Origin of the sequence: Xanthomonas sp. F10 (assembly GCF_014206815.1) — a bacterium.
GTDB classification, from domain to species: Bacteria; Pseudomonadota; Gammaproteobacteria; order Xanthomonadales; family Xanthomonadaceae; genus Xanthomonas_A; species Xanthomonas_A indica.
Map to the genome: position 1 here is coordinate 1,025,520 of NZ_JACHNP010000002.1, position 22,016 is coordinate 1,047,535.

18 protein-coding genes, 1 pseudogene and 1 riboswitch are annotated in these 22,016 nt (G+C 70.2%); of the genes and pseudogenes, 7 read left to right on the plus strand and 12 right to left on the minus strand.

Translation table 11 applies throughout. The annotated features are described in order from the left end of the window. Positions 1-63: 63 nt before the first annotated feature. The gene (locus tag FHR56_RS15710) at positions 64-1,086 is read left to right on the plus strand and encodes a glycosyltransferase family 2 protein (protein WP_160946439.1); all 1,023 of its coding nucleotides are present in this window, start codon (positions 64-66) and stop codon (positions 1,084-1,086) included. Further along, positions 1,046-1,474 (plus strand): CBS domain-containing protein, encoded by a 429-nt coding sequence (locus FHR56_RS15715; protein ID WP_160946438.1) that lies wholly within the window; start codon positions 1,046-1,048, stop codon positions 1,472-1,474. The genes FHR56_RS15710 and FHR56_RS15715 overlap by 41 nt, the downstream gene beginning before the upstream one ends. 142 nt (positions 1,475-1,616) lie before the next feature. On the opposite strand, the gene FHR56_RS15720 is transcribed toward FHR56_RS15715, so the two are convergent. The 4 genes from FHR56_RS15720 to FHR56_RS15735 form a co-directional block, all read right to left on the minus strand. Beyond that, a complete protein-coding gene (locus tag FHR56_RS15720) occupies positions 1,617-3,590 on the minus strand; it encodes an AsmA family protein (RefSeq protein ID WP_160946437.1) in 1,974 nt (657 codons plus the stop codon). A 52-nt stretch (positions 3,591-3,642) separates the two neighbouring features. Next, positions 3,643-4,314: a hemolysin III family protein gene (locus tag FHR56_RS15725; protein WP_010344180.1), complete on the minus strand. Its 672-nt coding sequence runs from the start codon at positions 4,312-4,314 to the stop codon at positions 3,643-3,645. Positions 4,315-4,422: 108 nt separating this feature from the next. Further along, the gene (locus FHR56_RS15730; protein ID WP_160946436.1) at positions 4,423-6,027 is read right to left on the minus strand and encodes a peptide chain release factor 3; all 1,605 of its coding nucleotides are present in this window, start codon (positions 6,025-6,027) and stop codon (positions 4,423-4,425) included. Positions 6,028-6,154: 127 nt separating this feature from the next. After that, positions 6,155-6,985, minus strand: coding sequence for a M23 family metallopeptidase (locus FHR56_RS15735; RefSeq protein WP_160946435.1), 831 nt, complete (start codon positions 6,983-6,985; stop codon positions 6,155-6,157). A 148-nt stretch (positions 6,986-7,133) separates the two neighbouring features. Further along, a riboswitch (SAM riboswitch) is annotated at positions 7,134-7,252 on the plus strand. Positions 7,253-7,322: 70 nt separating this feature from the next. Here FHR56_RS15735 and FHR56_RS15740 point away from each other — a divergent pair. The 3 genes from FHR56_RS15740 to FHR56_RS15750 are packed head-to-tail and all read left to right on the plus strand — an operon-like array spanning position 7,323 to position 10,656. After that, positions 7,323-8,360 carry a homoserine O-succinyltransferase gene (locus FHR56_RS15740; RefSeq protein ID WP_160946434.1) on the plus strand — a complete coding sequence of 346 codons (1,038 nt, stop codon included), beginning with the start codon at positions 7,323-7,325 and terminating at the stop codon, positions 8,358-8,360. Continuing rightward, positions 8,357-9,574 (plus strand): O-succinylhomoserine (thiol)-lyase, encoded by a 1,218-nt coding sequence (locus FHR56_RS15745; RefSeq protein WP_160946433.1) that lies wholly within the window; start codon positions 8,357-8,359, stop codon positions 9,572-9,574. Before FHR56_RS15740 ends, FHR56_RS15745 begins: the two co-directional genes overlap by 4 nt. Next, the gene (locus FHR56_RS15750; RefSeq protein ID WP_160946432.1) at positions 9,571-10,656 is read left to right on the plus strand and encodes a homoserine dehydrogenase; all 1,086 of its coding nucleotides are present in this window, start codon (positions 9,571-9,573) and stop codon (positions 10,654-10,656) included. Before FHR56_RS15745 ends, FHR56_RS15750 begins: the two co-directional genes overlap by 4 nt. A gap of 165 nt (positions 10,657-10,821) precedes the next feature. Here the strand turns inward: FHR56_RS15750 and FHR56_RS20685 are convergent, their stop codons facing one another. The 5 genes and pseudogenes from FHR56_RS20685 to FHR56_RS15770 form a co-directional block, all read right to left on the minus strand. Continuing rightward, a complete protein-coding gene (locus FHR56_RS20685) occupies positions 10,822-12,066 on the minus strand; it encodes a glycoside hydrolase family 18 protein (protein ID WP_237473105.1) in 1,245 nt (414 codons plus the stop codon). Positions 12,067-12,411: 345 nt separating this feature from the next. Next, positions 12,412-12,873, minus strand: a pseudogene (locus tag FHR56_RS20690) (Ig-like domain-containing protein); the annotation flags it as partial. 421 nt (positions 12,874-13,294) lie between these two features. Beyond that, entirely contained in the window at positions 13,295-14,305 is a 1,011-nt protein-coding gene (locus FHR56_RS15760) for an alpha/beta hydrolase (RefSeq protein ID WP_160946431.1), read from the minus strand. 68 nt (positions 14,306-14,373) lie between these two features. After that, on the minus strand, positions 14,374-17,460 hold the full coding sequence (locus FHR56_RS15765) for a ligand-binding sensor domain-containing diguanylate cyclase (protein ID WP_260400302.1): 3,087 nt from the start codon (positions 17,458-17,460) through the stop codon (positions 14,374-14,376). A gap of 111 nt (positions 17,461-17,571) precedes the next feature. Beyond that, on the minus strand, positions 17,572-18,954 hold the full coding sequence (locus FHR56_RS15770; protein WP_048490425.1) for an L-serine ammonia-lyase: 1,383 nt from the start codon (positions 18,952-18,954) through the stop codon (positions 17,572-17,574). 87 nt (positions 18,955-19,041) lie between these two features. Between FHR56_RS15770 and FHR56_RS15775 the strand changes: the two genes are divergently transcribed. Both FHR56_RS15775 and FHR56_RS15780 read left to right on the plus strand, forming a co-directional pair. Continuing rightward, the gene (locus FHR56_RS15775) at positions 19,042-19,290 is read left to right on the plus strand and encodes a glutaredoxin family protein (protein WP_160946430.1); all 249 of its coding nucleotides are present in this window, start codon (positions 19,042-19,044) and stop codon (positions 19,288-19,290) included. A 74-nt stretch (positions 19,291-19,364) separates the two neighbouring features. Beyond that, a complete protein-coding gene (locus tag FHR56_RS15780; protein ID WP_160946429.1) occupies positions 19,365-19,997 on the plus strand; it encodes a glutathione S-transferase N-terminal domain-containing protein in 633 nt (210 codons plus the stop codon). A gap of 76 nt (positions 19,998-20,073) precedes the next feature. Here FHR56_RS15780 and FHR56_RS15785 read toward each other — a convergent pair whose 3' ends face one another. From FHR56_RS15785 to FHR56_RS15795, 3 genes are read right to left on the minus strand one after another with little or no spacing between them, the layout of a single operon-like run. Continuing rightward, positions 20,074-20,643 carry a YceI family protein gene (locus tag FHR56_RS15785; protein ID WP_160946428.1) on the minus strand — a complete coding sequence of 190 codons (570 nt, stop codon included), beginning with the start codon at positions 20,641-20,643 and terminating at the stop codon, positions 20,074-20,076. A 12-nt stretch (positions 20,644-20,655) separates the two neighbouring features. Next, positions 20,656-21,222, minus strand: coding sequence for a cytochrome b (locus FHR56_RS15790; RefSeq protein WP_160946427.1), 567 nt, complete (start codon positions 21,220-21,222; stop codon positions 20,656-20,658). Then, positions 21,219-21,905 carry a YceI family protein gene (locus tag FHR56_RS15795; protein ID WP_160946426.1) on the minus strand — a complete coding sequence of 229 codons (687 nt, stop codon included), beginning with the start codon at positions 21,903-21,905 and terminating at the stop codon, positions 21,219-21,221. Before FHR56_RS15795 ends, FHR56_RS15790 begins: the two co-directional genes overlap by 4 nt. Positions 21,906-22,016 lie beyond the last annotated feature (111 nt).

Below are 22,016 nucleotides of genomic sequence, written 5' to 3' on the forward strand. Positions count from 1 at the left end.
TCCCTTTTGCCAGGCGATGCCCCGCCGCTGGTGAACGCGCAGGCCGCTCCGTACCATCCGCCGATGGAATCCGAACGTCTCACTGTCGTCGTCACTGCGTTCAACGAGGCGCAGACCCTGCCGCTGCTGCACCCGCGCATCCTCGCCGCGCTCGACGCCGTGCCTGGGCTGGAGGGGCGGGTGCTGTACGTGGACGACGGCAGCCGCGATGCCACCTGGGAGACGATCCAGGCGCTGGCCGCGTCCGATCCGCGGGTCGGCGCGCTGCGCCTGTCGCGCAACTTCGGCAAGGAACTGGCGCTGACTGCGGGCCTGGACTGTGTCGAGCGAGGCGCGGCGATGCTGCTGGATGCCGATGGGCAGGATCCGCCGGAGCTGATCGGGCAGTTCGTGGCGCACTGGCGCGCCGGCTACGACGACATCTATGGCACGCGCCTGGTGCGCGAAGGCGAGGGCTGGCTCAAGCGCGGCACCGCGGCGCTGTTCTACCGGGTGATCGGGCGGCTGTCGAAGACGCCGATCCCGGCCGATACCGGCGATTTCCGCCTGCTGTCGCCGCGCGCGCTGGCCGCGCTGCGGCAGTTGCGCGAGCGCCACCGCTTCATGAAGGGGCTGTTCGGCTGGATTGGCTTCCGCCGCCTGGCGGTCCCGTACCGACGCGCGCCGCGGCTGGCTGGGCGCAGCAAGTTCAGTCTGTGGCGGCTGTGGAATTTCGCCCTGGACGGCATCACCGGGTTCTCCACCGCGCCGTTGCGGGTGGCGACCTACCTGGGGCTGGCCACGGCGGTCGGTGCCTTCCTGTTCGCGATCTGGGTGGTGGTCAAGGCGGCGCTGTGGGGCGATCCGGTGGCCGGCTGGCCGACGATGATGGCGGTCATCCTGTTCCTGGGCGGCGTGCAGCTGATCGCGCTGGGCCTGATCGGCGAATACCTGGGCCGGCTGTACGAGGAATCCAAGCAACGCCCGCTGTACCTGGTGGAGACCTGGCGTGCACCGGGCGAAGGAGTATGCTCGGCCGTGCGATCCAGCGAACCGGGAGGCAGCGATGCGCACGGTACGGCAGGTCTTGAGCGAAAAGGGCAATGAGATCCACGCGGTCGCGCCGGACACGGCGGTGATCGAGGCGCTGCGGCTGATGGCCGCCAAGGGCATCGGCGCGGTGCTGGTGATGCAGGACGGACAGCTGTCCGGGATCCTGTCCGAGCGCGACTACGCACGCAAGGTGGTCCTGCAGGACCGCTCCTCGGCGACCACGCCGGTGCGCGACATCATGAGCAGCAAGGTGCACACCGTGGACCCGTCGCAGAGCGTGCAGCAGTGCATGCAACTGATGACCGGGCAACGCATCCGCCACCTGCCGGTGGTGGACGCCGGCCGCGTGATCGGCGTGATCTCGATCGGCGACCTGGTCAAGGCGGTGATCGAGGAGCAGCGCCAGGAACTGGATCAGTTGCAGGAGTACATCAGGAGCTGAGATTGGGGAGTCGGGATTGGGGATTCGTAAGAGCGGGGGCGCGCGTGCGCCGGTTGCGCCGCGCGAATCACCCATCCGGATCTGGCGGTGATCCGGCAGCCTGCTTTTGCGAATCCCTAATCTCGAATCCCGAATCCCGCGGCTACTTGCCGCCGCACTGAATATCCTTGCCCGGCCCGGTCTCGATGGTGGCCAGCAGCGCGGCGGGCGGGGCGATGCTGCCCAGGGCGACGGCGATCGCGCCGCGTACGCCTAGGGCCTTGAAGTCGGGGCGGAAGCTCGGGTCCTTGAAGGTGCCGCCGACGCGCAGCGGCGAGCGCAGGGCGAGGATGCTGTGGTCCTTGGGCTGCGCCTTCAGCAGCAGGTCCAGGCGCTCCTGGCCCAGGTCGATGGTGCCGCTGCCGACCAGCAGGGTGTCGGTGCTGTCGAAGGCCAGGGCGCGTGAGGTCATCACCCCGCGCTGGACGCCGAAGTCTCCGAACGCGCAGCGCACAGGGATCTCGCGGTCCTTGGTCACCAGGTACTTCAGCGATTCGGCGATATCCAGACCGGCCAGTTCCATCACCAGGTTGCTGATGCGGCCCTTGCCCATGCCGACGGCGACGTTCCCGTCGGCGCTGCCGAGCATCTGCGCGATCGAGTTGCCGCTGCCGGCCAAGGCGATCTCGCCGCCGATCGCACCCGCCGCTTCCTTGGCGAGCTTGCCGTCGGGAAACAGCTTGCCCAACTGCACGCCGCGGATCGACACCTGCGCTCGGGTGAACAGCGTGGGCTTGCGCGCATCCATGCGGATGTCCGAGCGCAGGTCGCCGCCGGCCACGCCGAAGTTCAACGGTTGCAGCAAGAGCACGCCGTCATCGAGCTTCAGGTGCGCGTCCATGTCGTCCAGCGGTAACGACGGCGCATTGATGCGCTGCGCCTTCCAACGCACGTCCGCGTCCATCGCGCGCAACTTGCCCAGATCGTACGGGGTGGATGGCAGCACCTTGTCGGTGGCGGCGAGCTTGGCCGCTTGCGCCTTCTGCTCGGCGTTGGCGGTCTCGCCGGCGCCGGTGCGCGGCGGCGCGCCGACGAAGCCGGCCAGGTCGTCGAAATCCAGGCGTTGCGAACGCAGGTCGGCGCGCAGGAACGGGCGCTGCCCGGCGGTGTCGATCTGCACTGTGCCGGCCAGGTCGCTGTCGCCGGCGCGGCCGCGGAAGTCCTGGTAGCGCCAGCGCTCGCCGTCGCGCTGCAGACGCCCGTCGAGTTGGTAGGGCGGCGTGGAGGGGATGGCGATGCCCAGCAGCGGATACAGATGCGCCATGTCGGCGCCGGCCAGTTGCAGTTGCAGGTCGAACACGCGCAACTGGAACGGATTGGTCAGCGTGCCGCGCATGTGCGCGCGGGTGCTGCCGGCGCTGCCGCGCAGGTCGACGCGGAACGGATGGTCGCTCTCGCTCAGTTCCAGTGGCGAGGCGGTATTGCCTTTCAGGGTGAAGGGATTGCCGCGCCAGCGGCCGTCGCCGCTGACCGCGATCGGCGGCGCGGCGTCGCCGCGGCGGCGCTGCCCGACCTGGCTGTCGACGGCGATGTCGATCTCGGTGCGTCCGGCCGGGTCCTGGAAACGCAGATGTCCCTGCTGCACCAGCAAGGCGCCCAGCACCACCGGCCTGCCGCCGTCGTCGGACTGGCCGAACGCCCAGTTGCCGGGCTGTCCGGCCGGGCCGGTCTCCAGCAGCAGATCGGGCTTGGTCAGGCGAATCTCGGGAATGCGCACGCGGCCGCGCAGCAGCGGCCACAGCGCGATATCCAGTTCGGCACGGTCGGCGCTGGCCATCTGCGGCTGCTTCGACCAGTCGGCATTGGCGAAGCGCAGGCGATCGCCGCGCACGGTGACGATGCGGCCCAGGTCCACATCCAGGTTGCCGTCGATATGGAAGGCGCGGCCGGTGCGTGCCTGCACCGCGCGTTCCACCGGCGCCTTGAACCAGTTCCAATCGAAGATCAGGATGATGACGAGCAGGAGCAGCACCAGCGCGCCGAGCACGAATGGCCAGCGCCGCAGGCGGCCGTCGTTGCGCCGCCAGGGCCAGGAGCGGCGGCGTGCGCCGGATGCGGAAGCAGGGTCGGGAGCCATGCGGCCATCCTAGGCAGCTGCCGTGCACGGGGTGCGAAAGCGAGCGGCCGCCTCAGAGCACCTGGCCGGTCACCGCCACGAAGTGGCAGACGCTGCCGGCGAGCACGAACAGATGCCAGATGGCGTGGAAGTAGCGCACGGTGTCGCGCTGATAGAAATACGTGCCCAGGGTGTAGAACAGGCCGCCGGCCAGCAGCCAGCCCAGGGTCCAGGCATCGATGGAACGCAGCAGCGGTTCGATCGCCACCACGATCAGCCAGCCCATGGCGATGTACAGGATGGTGGAGAGCAGGCGGAAGCGGCCGGTGAAGAACAGTTTGAAGATCACCCCGGCCACGGCGATGGTCCAGATCGCCGCGAACAGGCCCCAGCCCCACGGGCCGCGCAGGCCGATCAGGGTGAACGGGGTGTAGGTGCCGGCGATCAGCAGGTAGATCGCGCAGTGGTCGAAGATCTGCAGGCGCGCCTTGGCGCCTGGATGCGGAATGGCGTGGTACAGGGTGGACGCCACGTACAGCAGCAGCAAGGTGACGCTGAACACGATGGCGGTGGCGAGCTGCCAGCCATCGCCGTAGATGGCGGCGAGGGTGATCAGCACCGAGCCGCCGGCCAGCGCGGCGATCGCGCCGAGGCCGTGGGTCAGCGCACTGGCGAGTTCGTCGCGCCAGTCCGTGGAAGGCTGCGCGTCGGCGTTCGAGTAAGCGGGCGACCGGTCTGCATCCATGGGTCCGCACGGTAGCGCAATTGCGAGCGGTTCGCATCCGCTGCGGCGCAGGACTGCGACGCCGTTGGGCGTGCGCTCATCCGGCGCACGCCCGCGGTCACAGGGCGGTCATTCCACCGCCACGCTGTGCGCGTGTTCGCGGGTGGCGGCGAAGCGCACGTCCGGCGCACGTTCCTGCGCCAACTGCAGGTTGACCCGGGTCGGCGCCAGGTAGACCAGTTCGCCGGCCGCGTCGATGCCCAGGTTCATCGCGTTCTTCTCGCGGAACTCTTCCAGCTTCTTGGGGTTGTCGCAGTGCACCCAGCGCGCGGTGACCACGCCGACCGGCTCGAAGCTGGCGTCCACGCCGTACTCGTCCTTGAGCCGGTAGGCGACCACGTCGAACTGCAGGGTGCCGACCGCGCCCAGGATCAGGTCGTTGCTCATCAGCGGCCGGAAGAACTGGGTGGCGCCTTCCTCGGACAACTGCGCCAGGCCCTTCTGCAACTGCTTGAGCTTGAGCGGATCGCGCAGGCGCGCGCGGCGGAACAGTTCCGGGGCGAAGTTGGGAATGCCGGTGAACGACAGCGACTCGCCCTCGGTGAAGGTGTCGCCGATGGAGATGGTGCCGTGGTTGTGGATGCCGATGACGTCGCCGGGATAGGCCTCGGCGGCGATTTCGCGGTCGCTGGCCATGAAGGTCAGCGCGTTGGCCAGCTTGACCTCCTTGCCGGTACGCACGTGCAGGGTCTTCATGCCGGCGGCGAAACGGCCCGAGCAGATGCGCATGAAGGCCACACGGTCGCGGTGCTGAGGATCCATGTTGGCCTGGATCTTGAACACGAAGCCGGTGAGCTTGTCTTCGCCGGCCTGCACCTGGCGGCCGGTGGTGGCGCGCGGCTGCGGCGGCGGCGCGTGCTCGGCGAAGAAGTCCAGCAGCGGCTGCACGCCGAAGTTGTTGACGCCGGAGCCGAAGAACACCGGGGTCTGCTTGCCGGCGCGGTAGGCCGCCAGATCGAAGGCGTGGCTGGCGCCCTGTACCAGTTCCAGTTCCTCGCGCAGTTCGGCCAGCATCTGCTCGCCGATCTTCTCGGCCAGGCCAGGCGCGTCCAGCGACGGGAAGATGGTCGAATCCTGGCGGGTGAAGTTGCGGCCGGGCTCGTACAGGTGCACCTCGCCGGTCACCAGGTGCACCACGCCCTTCAGGCGCTGGCCCATGCCGATCGGCCAGGTCACCGGGGCGCACTCGATGCCCAGCACCGTCTCGACCTCGTCGAGCAGGTCGATCGGGTCCTTGCCCTCGCGGTCGAGCTTGTTGATGAAGGTCATGATCGGCGTGTCGCGCAGCCGGCACACCTCCATCAGCTTGATGGTGCGCTCTTCCACGCCCTTGGCCACGTCGATCACCATCAGCGCCGAGTCCACCGCGGTGAGCACGCGGTAGGTGTCCTCGCCGAAGTCGGCGTGGCCGGGGGTGTCGAGCAGGTTGATGATCTTGCCTTCGTACGGGAACTGCATCACCGACGAGGTCACCGAGATGCCGCGCTCCTTTTCCAGCGCCATCCAGTCCGAGGTGGCGTGGCGCGCGGCCTTGCGGCCCTTCACCGAGCCGGCCATCTGGATCGCCCCGCCGAACAGCAGCAGCTTTTCGGTCAGCGTGGTCTTGCCGGCGTCGGGGTGGGAAATGATGGCGAAGGTGCGGCGGCGCGCAGCTTCGGTGGCGACTTCGGACATGGGCGGCACGCCCGCAAGGGGCGTCATCGGCAACGGAGGAAGCCGCCGATTATAGCGTGCTTGCCGACAGGGCCGTTCAGTTGCGCACTTCGCGATGCGGAGGCTTGCCGGCCTGTCGATGATGGCGCTAGGGCGGGGTGGGATGGGCGAAGCGCAGTTCGCCCAGTGGGCCGGCCATCCGGAACGGCACCGATTGCAGGCGCAGGCCGCGGTTGAGCTGGAGGGCGAAATGCAGGTGCGGGCCGCTGCTCAGGCCGGTATTGCCGGACAGGCCGAGACGCTCGCCGCGCCGCACCGCCTGGCCGACCTGCACCTGCACGCCACCGGCGGCCAGGTGCGCATAGATCGCCATGCTGCCGTCGGCGTGCACCACCCGCACCAGGTTGGCGGCCTGGCCCAGGCGTGGATCGGTGCCAGACTCGCGGAAGTCGTCGCGTACCTCCATCACCACGCCCTCGCGCGCGGCCAGTATCGGCGTGCCCTCGGGCAGGGCGAAGTCCAGCGCATAGGCATTGGCCGGATCGCGATGGCTGAACGCGCCGCCGAAGCCCTGGTCGATGCGCACCGGGCGATCGGCGAAGGGCAGGGCGTACAGCACCGCGTCGGCATGGGCGCGCGGCGAGCCGGGCACCGCCTCGATGCGCAGCCGGGCGCCATCGGCCCCCGTCTCGGCCAGGTCGCCGGGCGGATACAGGCGTGCGACCACGCGGCGCTCGCCGGCGGCCAGCTCCACGGTTAGCGGCAGCGCGGGTACGGCGGTGAAGTCGGCGCGGTCGCCCAGCAGGCGGATCTGCACCGGGCCGCCGAGCGGATTGCCCAGCGCGACCTCGCGCAGGCCGCTGTCGCGGGCCTTCACCTCCAGCCATGCCGGGGGCGGTGGTGGCACGGGCCGCGGGGCATTCCAGCGCAGCAGCGGCTGCGCCGGTGCGCCGGTCGCTGCCGCCAGCGACAGGACCACGGCAAGCCAGCGGCAGGGACGGCGTCGGCGCACGGACGGGAGGCGCGATGGGGGAAACGGAGTATGGCCGAGGCCAGGGATCGAAAAATCATATCGCTTCATCCGAATAAAGAGATTGACATTGCCGAAAATCGCTGGCATCGTGGCTCCACCATCGAGACCGGCGGAGGGACAGGCCCTTTGATGCCGGGGCAGCCAGCGGACGCGCAAGCGACCGTGTAGGTGCCAAATCCTGCGGGGACCACCGCGTCCGCCGAAAGATGGTTCGATCCATGCCCTCTGCATGGCGAACGCGAGCTCCGCGAAGCTCGATGGCCGTTCCTCCCTGGATACCGCCATGCGCCTCGTGAACTCGCCTGATCGCTCCACCTCCGCCACTCCGTCCCACGACCGCGTTGCCGCGCCGGCCGACGGCGTGCACGCGATGCGTGGCGAGGTCGCCGTCGCGTTGCCGCTGCGCCATGCCGGCGTGCAACTGCTGCGCCTGCGCTACGAGTTGAGCGGCCCGGTCGTCGCACCGGTGGTGTTCGTCGCCGGCGGCATCTCCGCGCACCGTCATCTGGCCGCCAACGCCAGCTTTCCCGAGAAGGGCTGGGCCGAAGGCCTGGTCGGGCCGGGGCGGGCGCTGGATCCGACCCAGCGGCGGCTGCTGGCATTCGATTTCGTCGGCGCCGACGGCAGCCTGGACGCGCCGATCGACAGCGCCGACCAGGCCGATGCCATCGCCGCGCTGCTGGACGCGCTGGACATCGCGCAATTGCAGGGGTTCGTCGGCTACTCCTACGGCGCGCTGGTCGGCCTGCAACTGGCGGTGCGGCATCCGCAACGCCTGCACAAGCTGATCGCGGTCAGCGGCGCGCACCGCGCGCATCCGTATGCCGCGGCCTGGCGCGCGCTGCAGCGCCGCGCGGTGGCGCTGGGTCAGCTGCAGTGCGCCGAGAGCCACGGGCTGTCGTTGGCGCGGCAGTTCGCCATGCTCAGCTATCGCACCCCCGAGGAATTCGGCGAGCGCTTCGACGCGGCGCCGGAAGTGATCAACGGCCGCGTCCGCGTCGCCGCCGAAGACTACCTGGACGCCGCCGGCGCGCAGTACGTGGCGCGCACCCAGGTCAACGCCTACCTGCGCCTGTCCGAATCCATCGACCTGCACCGCATCGATCCGGCCGCCGTCGCCGTGCCCACGGTGGTGGTGGCGGTCGAAGGCGACCGCCTGGTGCCGCTGTCGGACCTGGTCACCCTGGTCGAAGGGCTGGGCCCGCGCGGCAGCCTGCGCGTGCTGCGTTCGCCCTACGGCCACGACGCCTTCCTGAAAGAAACCGATCGCATCGACGCGATTCTCGCCACCGCCCTTCGCCCCACCGGAGTTGCCGCATGAGCACTGCCCACGACACCGATCTGCCCTGTAGTGCCGCCACCGCTGCGGTCCGCGCCGGTATCGACCGCGACACCGCCTACGGCGCGGTGACCCCGCCGATCGTGCTGTCGTCGAACTTCAGCTTCGACGGCTTCGGCAACAAGCGCCAGTACGACTACACCCGCAGCGGCAACCCCACCCGGGACCTGCTCGGCGAAGCGCTGGCGGAACTGGAAGGCGGCGCCGGCGGTGTGATCACCGCCACCGGCATGGGCGCGATCAACCTGGTGCTCAACGCGCTGCTGCAGCCCGGCGACAAGCTGGTGGTGCCGCACGACGCATACGGCGGCAGCTGGCGGCTGTTCAACGCGCTGGCCAAGAAGGGCCACTTCGAGCTGATCACCGCCGACCTGACCGATCCGCGCTCGCTGGCCGATGCGCTGGCGCAGGCGCCGAAGCTGGTGTTGATCGAGACCCCGTCCAACCCGCTGCTGCGCATCACCGACCTGCGCTTCGTCATCGACGCCACGCACAAGGCCGGCGCGCTGGCGGTGGTCGACAACACCTTCCTGTCGCCGGCGCTGCAGACCCCGATCGCGTTCGGCGCCGACCTGGTGATCCACTCCACCACCAAGTACGTCAACGGCCACAGCGACGTGGTCGGCGGCGCGGTGATCGCCGCCGATCCCGAGTTGCACCAGCAACTGGTGTGGTGGGCCAATGCGCTGGGCCTGACCGGCTCGCCGTTCGATGCGTTTCTGACCCTGCGCGGCCTGCGCACGCTGGACGCGCGCCTGCGCGCGCACCAGGAAAACGCGCAGGCGGTGGTGGAGCTGCTGACCACGCACGCCGCGGTGCGCCAGGTGTACTACCCCGGCCTGGCCTCGCATCCGGGCCACGCGGTGGCGGCGCGGCAGCAGCGCGGCTTCGGCGCGATGATCAGTTTCGAACTGGCCGGCGGCGAGGCCGAGGTGCGCGCCTTCGTCGACGGCCTGCGCTACTTCACCCTGGCCGAATCGCTGGGCGGCGTGGAGAGCCTGATCGCGCACCCGGCGACCATGACCCATGCGGCGATGACCGCCGAGGCGCGCGCCAAGGCCGGCATTTCCGACGGCCTGCTGCGCCTGTCGGTGGGCATCGAATCCAGCGCGGACCTGGTCGCCGACCTGCAGGCCGGCCTGCAGCGCGCGCAGCGCGCCGGCGAGGCGCTGGCACGCAAACGGGTGGACGCGTGAGCAGCGGGTTGGCCGATGCGCCGGCGGCGCCGCTGCGTGCGGCGCCCGCCACCGCAACTGCGCGGCTGGGCCTGCTGGGTACCGGCACGGTCGGTCGCGCCTTCGTCGCGCGTTACCAGGCGCTGCAGCAGCGCCGGCCCGGCTTGCCGACCTTCGCCTGGCTGGCCAATTCGCGCACCGTCGCCGACTGCGCGCTGGCACCGGCGCAGGCGCTGGCCGCAGCTAATGCCGCGGCACGCGGAACACAGGCGGTGACGCTGCCGGACGACCTGGCCCGGGGCGACATCGTGGTCGACGCCACCGCGAGCGAAGCGGTGGCGCAGCGCCATGCCGAATGGCTGCGGCGCGGTGTGCACGTGGTCACCGCCAACAAGCTCGGCCAGGGCGCCGCGTTGGCGCGCGCCGAACAGATCCATGCCGCGCGGCATGCCGCCAGCACCCACTACGGCGACAGCGCCACGGTCGGCGCCGGGCTGCCGTTGCTGAGCAGCCTGCGCGCGCTGGTCGCCGGCGGCGACCACATCCACGCGGTGGAAGGCGTGCTGTCCGGCTCGCTGGCCTGGCTGTTGCACCGCTACGACGGCTGCCGTTCCTTTTCCGAGTGCGTGCGCGAGGCCGCGGCCGCCGGCTACACCGAACCCGATCCGCGCGAGGACCTGTCCGGCGAGGACGTGCGGCGCAAGTTGCTGATCCTGGCCCGTGCCGCGGGCCTGCCGTTGCGCGCCGAGCAGGTGCAGGTGGCGTCGCTGGTGCCGGCAGAGCTGGCCGCAGTGCCGCTGGCGCAGCTGGATGCCGCGTTGGAACTACTGGACGCGCCGTTGGCGGCGCGCCTGGCGCAGGCGCAGGCCGACGGTGCCTGCCTGCGCTTCGTCGGCCGCTTCGATGCGCACGGCGCCTCGGTCGGCCTGCGCGCGCTGCCGCTGACGCATCCGCTGGCCAGCGGCGCCGGCACCGACAACCGCGTCGCCATCCACAGCGACCGCTACCTGCAGCAGCCGCTGCTGATCCAGGGGCCGGGCGCCGGTGCCGACGTCACCGCGGCGGCCTTGCTCGACGACGTGCTGCGGATCGCGGTGCGCTGAACGAAGTGAACGACGCCCGCACTCAGTCGCGGGCGTCGTGATCGGGCTTGGCTGGCGATGACGGCCAGCCGGCAAGTTGTCGGCATGGCCCGCAACGCAGAGACGGCTGCGGTGCGGGCCACGTGGTGCGGCCATCGCGCGTCGCGCGGCGGCCGGCGCCTCACCTCATTGCAGACCCTGGCCCATGGTCTTCAGCAACTCGCCCTGGTAATCGCCGCTGAATTCCCAGAAGAACGCGCCGCCCAGGCCCTGGGCCTTGACGTAGTTCATCTTCTCGGTGACCAGTGCCGGGTCGTCGTAACTCCAGAAGGTGCTGCCGTCGTACTTCCAGTGCGCGCGCGCCTGCGCGTCGACGTAGCTGGTGCCGGCGCGGCCGCGCAACACCTTGTAGTCCTCGATGCCGGCTTCGTAAGTGCCCGCCGCGGCGCTGCCGCTCTGGTACAGGCCGTGGTTGACGTTGGGCACGTTGGTCCAGCCGCGCCCGTAGAAACCGATGCCGAGGTTGAGCTTGGCGGCCGGCACGCCACGGTCGAGGAAGGCCTGGATGGCGTCGTTGCTATTGTAGTAACGCTGGTCGCCGCTGGATGGATCGGCCGGCGATTCGAACAGCGCGGAGTGATGGTTGGTCTGCGGATCCCAGGCGCCGTGGAAGTCGTAGGTCATCACGTTGAGGTAGTCCAGGTATTGCGCGTACAGGTTCGGGTCGGTGACGCGGATCTTGTCGATGCCGGCGCCGACCGCCACGGTCAGCAGCAGCCCCGGCCGCACTTGGTCGAGCTGGCGGCGGAACTCGGCCAGCAACGCGGTGAAGTTCTGCCGGTCCTCGGGCGTGCCGCAGGCGATGCCGCAGGCCACCGGGTATTCCCAGTCGATGTCGATGCCGTCGAACACGCCAGCCGCGGCCGCGTTGCCGCCGGCGCCGTCGGTGACGGGCAGGTTGCCGCGGATGTAGGCGTCGATGCACGAGGCGACGAAGGCCTGGCGGTTCTCGGCGCGCGCGGCGCTGGAGAAGCCGCGCGACCAGGTCCAGCCGCCCAGCGAGATCAGCACCTTCAACCCGGGGTGCGCGGCCTTGAGCTTCTTCAACTGGTTCCAGTTGCCGCGCAGCGGCTGGTCCCAGGTGTCGCCCACGCCGTCCACGCTCTGCGCGGCGGAGAACGCCTTGGTGTAGTCGGCGAAGGCGTCGCCGCCGGCGCCGGTGCTGCTGTCGGAGGGCTGGGTGACGCCGACTTCGCAGCGGTTGTTGCGGACGTTGCCGAACGCGTAGTTGATATGGGTCAGGTAGCCGGCCGCGCCGCTGGCCTGGATGTCGCGCACCTGGTAGTTGCGGCCGTAGATGCCCCATTGGGTGAAGTAGCCGATCACGCGCTTGCCGCCGCCGGCGCTGGCGGGCAGGGTGCGCACGCTCAGCGCGGCGCTGCTCGCCGAGACGTTGCCGGCGTTGTCGCGGGCGCGGACCGCATAGGCGTACGCGGTGTCGGCGGTCAGCGCCGAATCGGTGTAAGCGGTGGTGGTGGAGGTGCCCACGCGGTTGCCGTCGCGGAGGATGTCGTAGCCGGCCAGGCCGCTGCCGCCGGCATTGTCGGCGGCGGCATTCCAGCTCAGGGTGATGGCGTTGCTGGCGCGTGTGGCCGCGGCCAGGCCGGTCGGCACGCTGGGTGCGGTGGTGTCGCTCGATGGCGCCGCGACGGTGATCGCGACCGCCGCGGAGGTGCTGCGCGCGCCGGCGTTGTCGGTGGCCACGGCAGTCAGGCTGTAGCTGCCGGCCGCCGCGCCGCTCCAGGCGAGCGTGTAGGGCGCGCCGCTCACGCTGCCCAGCGAGGTGGCGCCGCGGAAGAATTCGACCCGCGCGACGCTGCCGTCCGCATCATTGGCCGAGGCCTGCAGGGTGATGGTGTTGCCGACCACGAAGCGGGTGCCGGCGGTGGGCGCGGTCAGGGCCACGCTCGGCGGCTGGTTGGCCGAACTGCCGTCGCAGGTGCCCAGGTCCTGATACCAGCCGCAACTGGTGCAGTAGGTCGGCGCGGTGTTCCAGATCGGACCGTTGGCGCGGTACAGGTGACCGGCGTAGGTCAGGGTATCGCCGGCGGCGTAGATGGTGGCCGGATTCCAGGCGGCGACCCCGCTGCACGCGGCGGCCCAGGCCTGGCCGGGCACGAGGCCGGCCAGGACGAAACAGCAGAACAGCAACCACGATCCAGCGGATTTCGTGTGCATGGTGACGCCTCCGATGCGGTAGGTAACGCGACTGAGGAGCGGCGGTTCGCCGCTGTCTGGTTCCTTGGATCCGATCACCCGGGAGCGTGTGGCGCCGACGTCGTGTGGCGTTCGTGCGCGGACCGGGCAGGCGCAGGGTTCTGGCCAGAAGACAACGTTGTCAACAGACAATTCAGGCGAATGCGAGATGTATCAAAAATCACTGCGATGACAACGTTTTCATGAACGGCTGATGCTGCAGCGCAATGGCTGCATATCGGGCACGTCTGCGTATGCGGGGCGCGGGCGGGCACGGTGCGTGGCGGGGCGAGGTTCGTGCGGCGCCCCAGGCGACGTGCTGTCGCCGCCGGCACGCCGCCACGATGCGCGCAAGCCGCGTTCGTGCCGCCGTGCCGGCACCAATGGCGTGGCGAATGTGGGGTCAGGGCGCCTTGACCAGCGCCTCGAGCAACGCGGCATTGAAGCGTTGCGGCGCTTCCACCTGCGGGGAATGGCCGAGGTCGTCGAAGGCGACCAGGCGCGCGCCGGGGATCGCCGCGGCCGCGCGCTTGCCCAGGGCTGGATAGTCGCCCAGGGTCGCGGCCAGCGCCGGTGGCGCCAGATCCTTGCCGATCGCGGTGCGGTCGCGCTGGCCGATGAACAGCGTGGTCGGCACGCGCAGTTGCGGGAAGCGCTGCACCACCGGCTGGTTGAACACCATGTCCGAGGTCAGCGCCTGGTTCCAGGCCACGCGATCGCCGCCGGGGCCGGCGTACAGGCCCGCCTGCATGCTCACCCAACGGTCGTACTCGGGCTTCCACTGTCCGCCGTAGTAGACGCTCTGCTGGTACTGCTTGATCGAGGCCGCGTCGGTCCTGCGCTCCTTGGCGTACCAGTCGTCGACGCTGCGCCAGGGCACGCCGGCCGCCTTCCAGTCCTCCAGCCCGATCGGGTTCACCAGCAGCAACTGGCTCACGTCCTGCGGATACTGCAGCGCGTAGTGCGCGGCGAGCATGCCGCCCATCGAATGGCCGACGACCACGGCGCGGGTCACCCCGGCCTGTTGCAGCAACGCATGGGTGTTGGCCGCCAGTTGCGCGAAGGTGAACTGGTAGGCCTGTGGCTTGCTCGACTTGCAGAAGCCGATCTGGTCCGGCGCCAGCACCCGGTAGCCCTGTGCCACCAGCGCGGCGATCGTCGATTCCCAGGTCGCTGCGCAGAAGTTCTTGCCGTGCAGCAGCACCACCGTGCGGCCGTTCGGCGTGCCGGTCGGGGCCACATCCATGTACGCCATCTGCAGCGACTGGCGCTGCGAATCGAAGCGGTACCAGTGCACCGGGTAGGGATAGGCGAAGCCTTCCAGTTGCGCGCCGTAGCGCGGCGATGCGTCGGTGGCCGTGGCGGATGCGAGCGGCGACAGGGCGAGGGCGGCGAGCAGCAGGCAATGGCGCATGGGAGCGGGGCGGCAGGCGTGATGGAGCACGACCTTAGCCCGGCCCACGCGTGCGAGGCGTCAACGCGTTACGCCGGCGGCAGGCTGCCGCCGTTGTGCACCAGGGTCAGGCAGGCGTGGCGCTGCATCTGCCCCAGCGGTTCCTGCAGCGCCGCCAGCACCTGTTCGGCCTGCGCGCCGAGCACCGGCCGGTACGCGGCCCAGCCGTTGCGGCCCTTGGCCTTGGCCTGGTACAGCGCGCGATCGGCCAGCACCAGCAGCTGTTCCCAGCCGAGCAGGTTGTCGGGATCGTGCACGAACGGGAATTCGGCCAGTCCGATCGAGCAGGTGACCCGGCCCTGGCGGCCGTGGTCGAACACGAACGGGTGCGCGGCCACCGCGCGGCACAGCCGTTCGGCGGCCATGGTGAGGTTCTCGCGCGGCGCGGAGCGCAGCACCAGCAGGAACTCCTCGCCGCCCCAGCGCACCACGTAGTCGCTTTCGCGGGTCAGCCGCACCAGCAACTGCGCCATCTGCTGCAGCACCGCGTCGCCGGTGTGATGGCCGCCGCTGTCGTTGATCGACTTGAAGTGATCGATGTCGATCAGCGCGAACAGCATGCCCGAGGACAGCATGTCCTCGTCGTTGGCGGCCATGCGCCGGTACAGCGCGATGTCGCTGGGAATGTGCAGCGACAGGTAGCGGCGGTTGCGCAACTGGGTCAGTTCGTCGGTGAAGCTGGCCTCCTGCAGGCGCTGGTTGGCTGCCTGCAGCGCCTGCGTGCGATCGCGCACCTGGCGCTCCAGGATCTCGCGCTGGCGCCGGTTGTGCAGCCGCGCCAGGCACACGGCAGAAAGCAGCAGGGCGAACGCGCCCAGTGCCAGCAGCAGCTTGTAGGACGCCGTTTCCTGGAAGCGCAGCGCGATGCGCAGCGGCAGCCGCGCCGGCGCCGCCGCCCACACGCCGGCGTTGTTGCTGCCGGTGACCTCGAACACGTAGTCGCCGCCGGGCAGGTTGGTGTAGCTGACCGACCGCTGGCGGATGTCGTCGAGGGTGCGCCAGTTGCGGTCGTAGCCGAGCAGCCGGTAGCGCAGCTCGACGTTCTGCGGCGCCTGGAACGAGGCGGCGGTGAACTCGAAGTCGAGGTCGCGCGCGGCTTCGGGCAGCGGCGCGGGCAGCGCCTGCGGCGTCAGCCACTGGCCCAGCGCGCGTACCCGCTCCACCACCGGCTGCGGCGCCACCGGATTCTTGACGATGCCGGCGGTGTCCAGGGCGACCACGCCGTCGCGGCTGGGCAGCCACAGCGCGCCGTGCTTGATGAAGCCCTTGCCGTTGCCGGCGCCGTTGCAGCACATGCCCTGCACACCGCCATGGCGCTGCGCGCGCTCGGTGAGCATCAGCTCGGCGTTCAGCGGCGCCTGCGGCGACGCCGCGTGGCGCTGCAGGTCGGCCAGGCGCACCCGGTAGACCCCGCGCAGGCCGGCCACCCAGATCCCGCCGCGGCCGTCGTCGGCGATGAAGAAGGCGGCGTTCACCGGCAGCCCGTCCTGCTCGCCGAACGCATACCAGTGCGTCCCGTCGAACAACCACAACTGCTCGTTGAGGGTGCCGACCAGCCACTGCCCATCGGGCAGTTCGTGGATCGCGGTGACGTCGGCGCTGGCCAGCGCCGAGCCCGGCGGGGCGAGGGCGACCAGGCGCTCGCCGCGCAGTTCGTACAGGCCCGACTGCGCGCCGACGAGCAGGCGGCCGCCGCGGGTCTCGTGGACCAGGCGCACGCGCGGATCGCGCAGGCCGTCGGTCGTGCCGTAGCGGCGCAGCCGCGTGCCGTCGCTGCGGAACAGGCCGTCGTCGCTGGCGAACCACAGCCGCTGCGCACGGTCGCGGACGATGCCGCTGACCTGCAGGTCGCGCAGCGGCGCCATCCAGGCCGGCTGGCTGAGCCGGCCGTCGCGGTACAGGGCGGCGCCATGGCGCGTGCCGATCCACAGTTGCCCGGGTTCGGCCAGCAAGGTGTAGGGCGCCTCGTTGTGCAACTGGGCCAGGCTCAGGTGCTGCTGGTAGCGGCCAGCGCGCAGCTGCGACAGGCCGCTGTCGGTGCCGACCCACAGCGATCCGTCCGGGTCGCGGGCCAGGGTCCAGACCAGCGCGTCGTCCAGCCCTTCGTGGGTGCTGTAGCGGCGGGTCCAGCCGTTCCACAGCCGGGTCGCGCCGTTCCAACTGCTGCCCAGCCACAGGTTGCGCTCGCGATCCTCGAAGATGGCGTTGACGCCGATGTTCGGCTTGCTTTCCGGGCTGCGCTCGACGATCGCGCCATCGCGCACGCGCAGCAGCGCGCCGGGCTGTCCCACCCACAGGTTGCGGTCGCTGTCCTCGAACAGGGCCTGCACCGCGCGTCGGCTCAGGCCGCTGGCATCGGGCAGCCATTGCCAGCGCCCGTCGCGGCGCAACAGCAGGCCGTCGTGGGTGCCGGCCCAGACCGTGCCTTGCGCCTCCAGCAGGTGCTGCACCGGCGCGGCGCCGGCCTCCTGCGGCAGTGCCAGCGCCTCCGGCGCGTCCTGGCCGGCGACGAAGCGCAGCACGGCTCCGCGCGTCCCCACCCACAGCGCGTCGGTGCGCGGCAGCAACGCAGAGGCGCCGCCGGCGATGCGATAACGCAGCTGCAGGCGATCGTCCTGCACCGCGTACACGCCATCCTGCGCCGCGACCAGCACGGTGCCGCGCGCATCGGTGGCGATCGCCTCGATGTTGAGCAGCGGCGCCTGCGGATCCTGCGGCAGCAGCGTGGAGAAGCGTCCGTCGCGGTAGCGCGACAGGCCGCGGTAGGTGCCGATCCACAACGTGCCGGCAGGATCGACGTGCAGCGCCTTGATCAGGTTGCCCGGCAGGTGCGCCGGCGCGCCTTCGTTGAACGAGGTCATGCGCACGCCGTCGAAGCGGGTCAGCCCGCCCATCGTGCCGATCCACAGGTAGCCCTGGCGGTCCTGCGCGAACGCCTGCACGCTCAGCTGCGGCAGGCCCTGGTCCAGGCCCCAGCCTTCACGCTCGTAGTGATTGAACTGCTTGTCCGGCTGCAGTGCCCGTGCCTGCGGCACACTCGCGCTCCACGCTGTCGAGAGCATGGCCAGCTGTAGCGCCAGCAGGCGCCAGGAGGTGTGTGGGAACCGCAAGAGCATGCCAATGCCGGATCGGCCGACGTCTCTTGCGTTAGCGGCATCGCCGCGCCGATCTTTATCCGCGCGGCGGCGGGGACGCTGGCGATCGCACGGGCCAGCGTCCAAGGCGGCTCAGCACTCGATCACGTTCACCGCCAGCCCGCCGCGGCTGGTTTCCTTGTACTTGTCCTGCATGTCGCGGCCGGTGTCGCGCATGGTGCGGATCACCTTGTCCAGGGACACCTTGTGCTTGCCGTCGCCGCGCATCGCCATGCGGCTGGCGTTGATCGCCTTGACCGCCCCCATCGCATTGCGCTCGATGCACGGAATCTGCACCAGGCCGCCGATCGGGTCGCAGGTCAGGCCGAGGTTGTGCTCCATGCCGATCTCGGCCGCGTTCTCGATCTGCCCCGGCTTGCCGCCGAGCGCGGCGACCAGGCCGCCGGCCGCCATCGAGCAGGCCACGCCGACCTCGCCCTGGCAGCCGACCTCGGCGCCGGAGATGGAGGCGTTTTCCTTGTACAGGATGCCGATCGCCGCGGCGGTGAGCAGGAAGTCGAACACGCGCTGTTCGTCGGCGCCGGGGCAGAAGCGGTCGAAGTAGTGCAGCACCGCCGGAATGATGCCCGCCGCGCCGTTGGTGGGCGCGGTGACCACGCGGCCGCCGGCGGCGTTCTCTTCGTTGACCGCCAGTGCGTACAGGTTGACCCAGTCCAGCGTGGTCAGCGGATCGCGCATCGCCGCTTCCGGCTTGGACGACAGCTCGCGGTACAGCGCCGGCGCGCGCCGTGAGACGTGCAGGCCGCCGGGCAGCGTGCCTTCCTCGCGGATGCCGCGCGTCACGCAGGCCTGCATCGCGCCCCAGATCTCGCGCAGGCCGGCGCGGATCTCGTCCTCGCTGCGCCAGCACTTCTCGTTCTCGAACATCAGCGCGGCGATGCTCAGGCCGCTGCGCGCGGCCTGCGCCAGCAGCTCGTCGCCGCTCTTGAACGGGTAGGGCAGCGGCGTCTCGTCGGCGACGATGCGGTCGTCGGCGGCGTCGTCCTGGTTGACCACGAATCCGCCGCCGACCGAGTAGTAGTCGCGGGTGGCGATGACTTCGTCGTTGGCGGCATAGGCGGTGAAGCGCATGCCGTTGGTGTGGTACGGCAGCTTCTGCCGCTTGTTCATCGCCAGGTCGCGCTTCTCGTCGAAGGCGATCTCGTGCTGGCCGAGCAGGTTGATGCGCTTGCTGCCGCGGATGCGCTCCAGCGCGCCGGGGATGATGTCCGGGTCGATCAGGTTCGGACGCTGGCCTTCCAGGCCCAGCAGCACCGCCTTGTCGGTGCCGTGGCCGCGCCCGGTCAGGGCCAGCGAGCCGAACACCTCCGCACGCACCCGCACCACGTCCTGCAGGCGGCCCTGGTCGAACAGCCAGCGGTGCACAAAGCGCTCGGCGGCGCGCATCGGCCCCACGGTATGCGAGGAACTCGGTCCGATGCCGATCTTGAACAGGTCGAAGGTGCTGACAGCCATGCGCGTGCCGAAGGGGTGGGCGAAAGACCGTCTATTCTATGCTTCCGGCGCACGGCACAGGCCCGCAGCGCAGCATTGGACGCGAGCATGTCCCTGACCCTGTACCAGCGCGACGACTGCCATCTGTGCGACCAGGCCCTGCAGGTGCTGGCGCAGGCGCGCGTGCCCGAGCCGGTCAGCGTGTTCATCGACGACGACGCAGCGCTGGAGGCACGCTATGGCGTGCGCGTGCCGGTGCTGCGCGCTGCGGACGGGCGCGAACTGGACTGGCCGTTCGATGCCGCCGGCGTGCGCGCGTGGCTGGCGATCTGCTCGGCCCCACCCGAAAGGCGATGACCGGCTTGCGATGCGTGACCAGCCTCGTCATTCTGCTTTGTCCCTGGATTTGCAGGCTTTTTTGAACCTGGCCTATGCTGACCATTCTCGGCAACCGTACGTCCATCAACGTCCGCAAGGTCCACTGGGCGTGCATCGAACTCGCGTTGCCGTTCCGGCAGCAGGATGTCTGCGCGCCGTCGGTGCTGGCGACGCCGGTGAGGTCCGGGTCAGCGACCGCCGCACTCAATCCCAATGGAATGGTGCCGGTGTTGCTGGACGACGATTTCGTGCTGTGGGAATCCAACAGCATTCTGCGCTACCTCGCCAATCGCTACGGCGACGGGGCGTTGTATCCAACCGAGGCCAAGGCGCGAGCGCGGGTCGATCAATGGCTGGACTGGCAGGCGTCGGATCTGAATGGCGCGTGGCGCTATGCGTTCCTGGCGCTGGTGCGCGGGGCGCCGCATCCGGCCGAACCTGCACAGATCCAGGCCTCGCTCGCGGCCTGGGCGCGATTCATGGCGGTGCTGGACCAGCACCTGGCCGACACCGGTGGCTACGTCGCTGGCGAGCACTTTAGTCTGGCCGACATCGCCATCGGCCTGTCGGTGCATCGCTGGTACCGCACGCCGTTCGAGCATCCGCCGCTGCAGGCGGTGGACGCCTACTACCGGCGCCTCGGCCGCCGCGCCGGTTTCGTCGTGCAGTGCGCCGGCGTCGCCTGAGCCGCGCATAAAAAAAGCGGCGGACCCGACGAGGAAATCCGCCGCTCAGCGGCCGCGCGCCGCGGCCTGTGGCGAATCACTTCGCCTTGAACACCACCTTGGTGCTGATCGCGGTTTCGTTGGGGATGGTCTTCGTATCGGCCCAGTCGCCGCCGCCCACGCCGAAGTCCAGGCGCTTGACCGTGGCCTTGCCGGCCAGCACCGGCTGCGCGCCCGGGGTCCAGGTGAAGGTCAGGGTCACCGGCTTGGACACGCCGCGCAACTCCAGGGTGCCGTCGGCGGCGAACTGGTTGTTGCCCAGCGCGCGGAACTTGTCGGCGCGATAGTGCGCGGTGGCGAACTTGGCGACGTTGAAGAAATCCGGGCCCTGCAGGGTGGAGTCGCGGTCGTTGTTGCCGCTCTTGGCGCCGGCCAGCGGGATGGTCACGTCGAGCTTGGCGCCGGCCAGGTTGGCCGGGTCGAAGCTGAGCTTGGTGTCGAAGCCGGGGAACTGGCCGGTGAACACTTCGCCGTCGTACTTGCTGGCGAACACCAGGGTCGAGCCGGGGGCCTGCACATAGTCGGCGGCCTGCACCGCGGGGGCGGCGGCGAGCAGGGCCACCAGACTGGCGGCGACGGCGGCGGGGGACGCGAAACGGGTCGACATCGGAACGGCTCCTCAGGACTTGGGGGTGAGCCAACCGCGCGGCAGCATCCGCGCCAGGGTGGCATCGCGTTGGAACAGGTGGTGGTAGAAGGCGGCGCCGGCATGCGCCAGGACCACCGCGATCAGCAGCCAGAAGCCCCACTCGTGCACCGCGTGCGACAGGTCGCGCAGGTGTTCGTCGGGCGGGCTGAGCTTGGGCACGGCGACCAGGCCGAACCAGCGGAACGGGCGCAGGCCGCTGCTGGAGTCGTACAGCCAGCCGGACAGCGGGATGGCGAAGATCATCACGTACAGCAGCACGTGGGTGGCGCCAGCGATGCGCTCCTGCCAGCCGGGCGTGCCCGGCACCGGCTTGGGCGCGCCGGCGTACAGGCGCCAGCCCAGCCGCACGATCACCAGCGCCAGCACGGTCAGGCCCAGCGACTTGTGCGCGGTGTAGACCCAGAAGTACTTGGGCGTCTTCGGCAGCTCGCCCATGGTCAGGCCGACCACGCCGAGCAGCAGGATCAGGGCGGCGATCAACCAGTGCAGGGTCTGGCTGACGCTGCCCCAGCGGTCGGCGGTATTGCGTGCGCTCATGGCGTGTCGTCCTGCGCGGCCGGCGCGGCGGGCGCCGCCGGCGCGGGGGTATCGGTGGGTGCGGCCGGTGTGCTGCTGCTCGGTGCCGGCTCCGGCTCGGCCTTGGCGCCGCCTTCGCGGGTGGCCTCGGCCTCGATGCGCAGCTCCACCGTGCCGCCGATCACCGACGGCCAAGCACTGATGCCGAAGTCGGCGCGCTGCAGCGTGGCGGTGGCGGAGAAGCCGGCGGTGCGGCGGAACGGCGGCAGCGGATGGCGCTTCACAGCGTTCAGGGTCACGTCCAGGGTCACCTCGCGGGTGACGCCGTGCAGGGTCAACTGCCCGATCACCTTGGCGTGCTGCGCGTCGATCGGCTCCACGCGGGTGGAGACGAACTGCGCCTCCGGGTAGTGCTCGCCATCGAGCAGGTTGTGCGCCAGCGCGGCGCGGTTCCATTTCTCGTCGCCCAGGTCCAGCCGCTGCAACGGCACCCGCGCCTGCAGCCGCGCGCTGCGCCAGTCGTCCGGGTCGAACACCAGGGTGCCGGTGCTGCCGGACACGGTGCCCAGCGCCTTGGAGAACCCGGCGTGCTCGATCGCGAACAGCACCCGCGTGTGCACCGGGTCCAGCGCGTACTGCGCCGGCGCGGCGAAGACGGCGCCCGGCAAGGCCAGCAGGAGGGCCACGAGAGAGGGTTTGAGCATGGAGCGGGGCCGCGCTGGGAGGTCGCCGGATTCTAGTCACAGTCCGGCCCGGCTGCGTACCTGCGGCGCGTAACGGTTCGTTGCATGCCGCGACAGGTGTGATTTTTACGC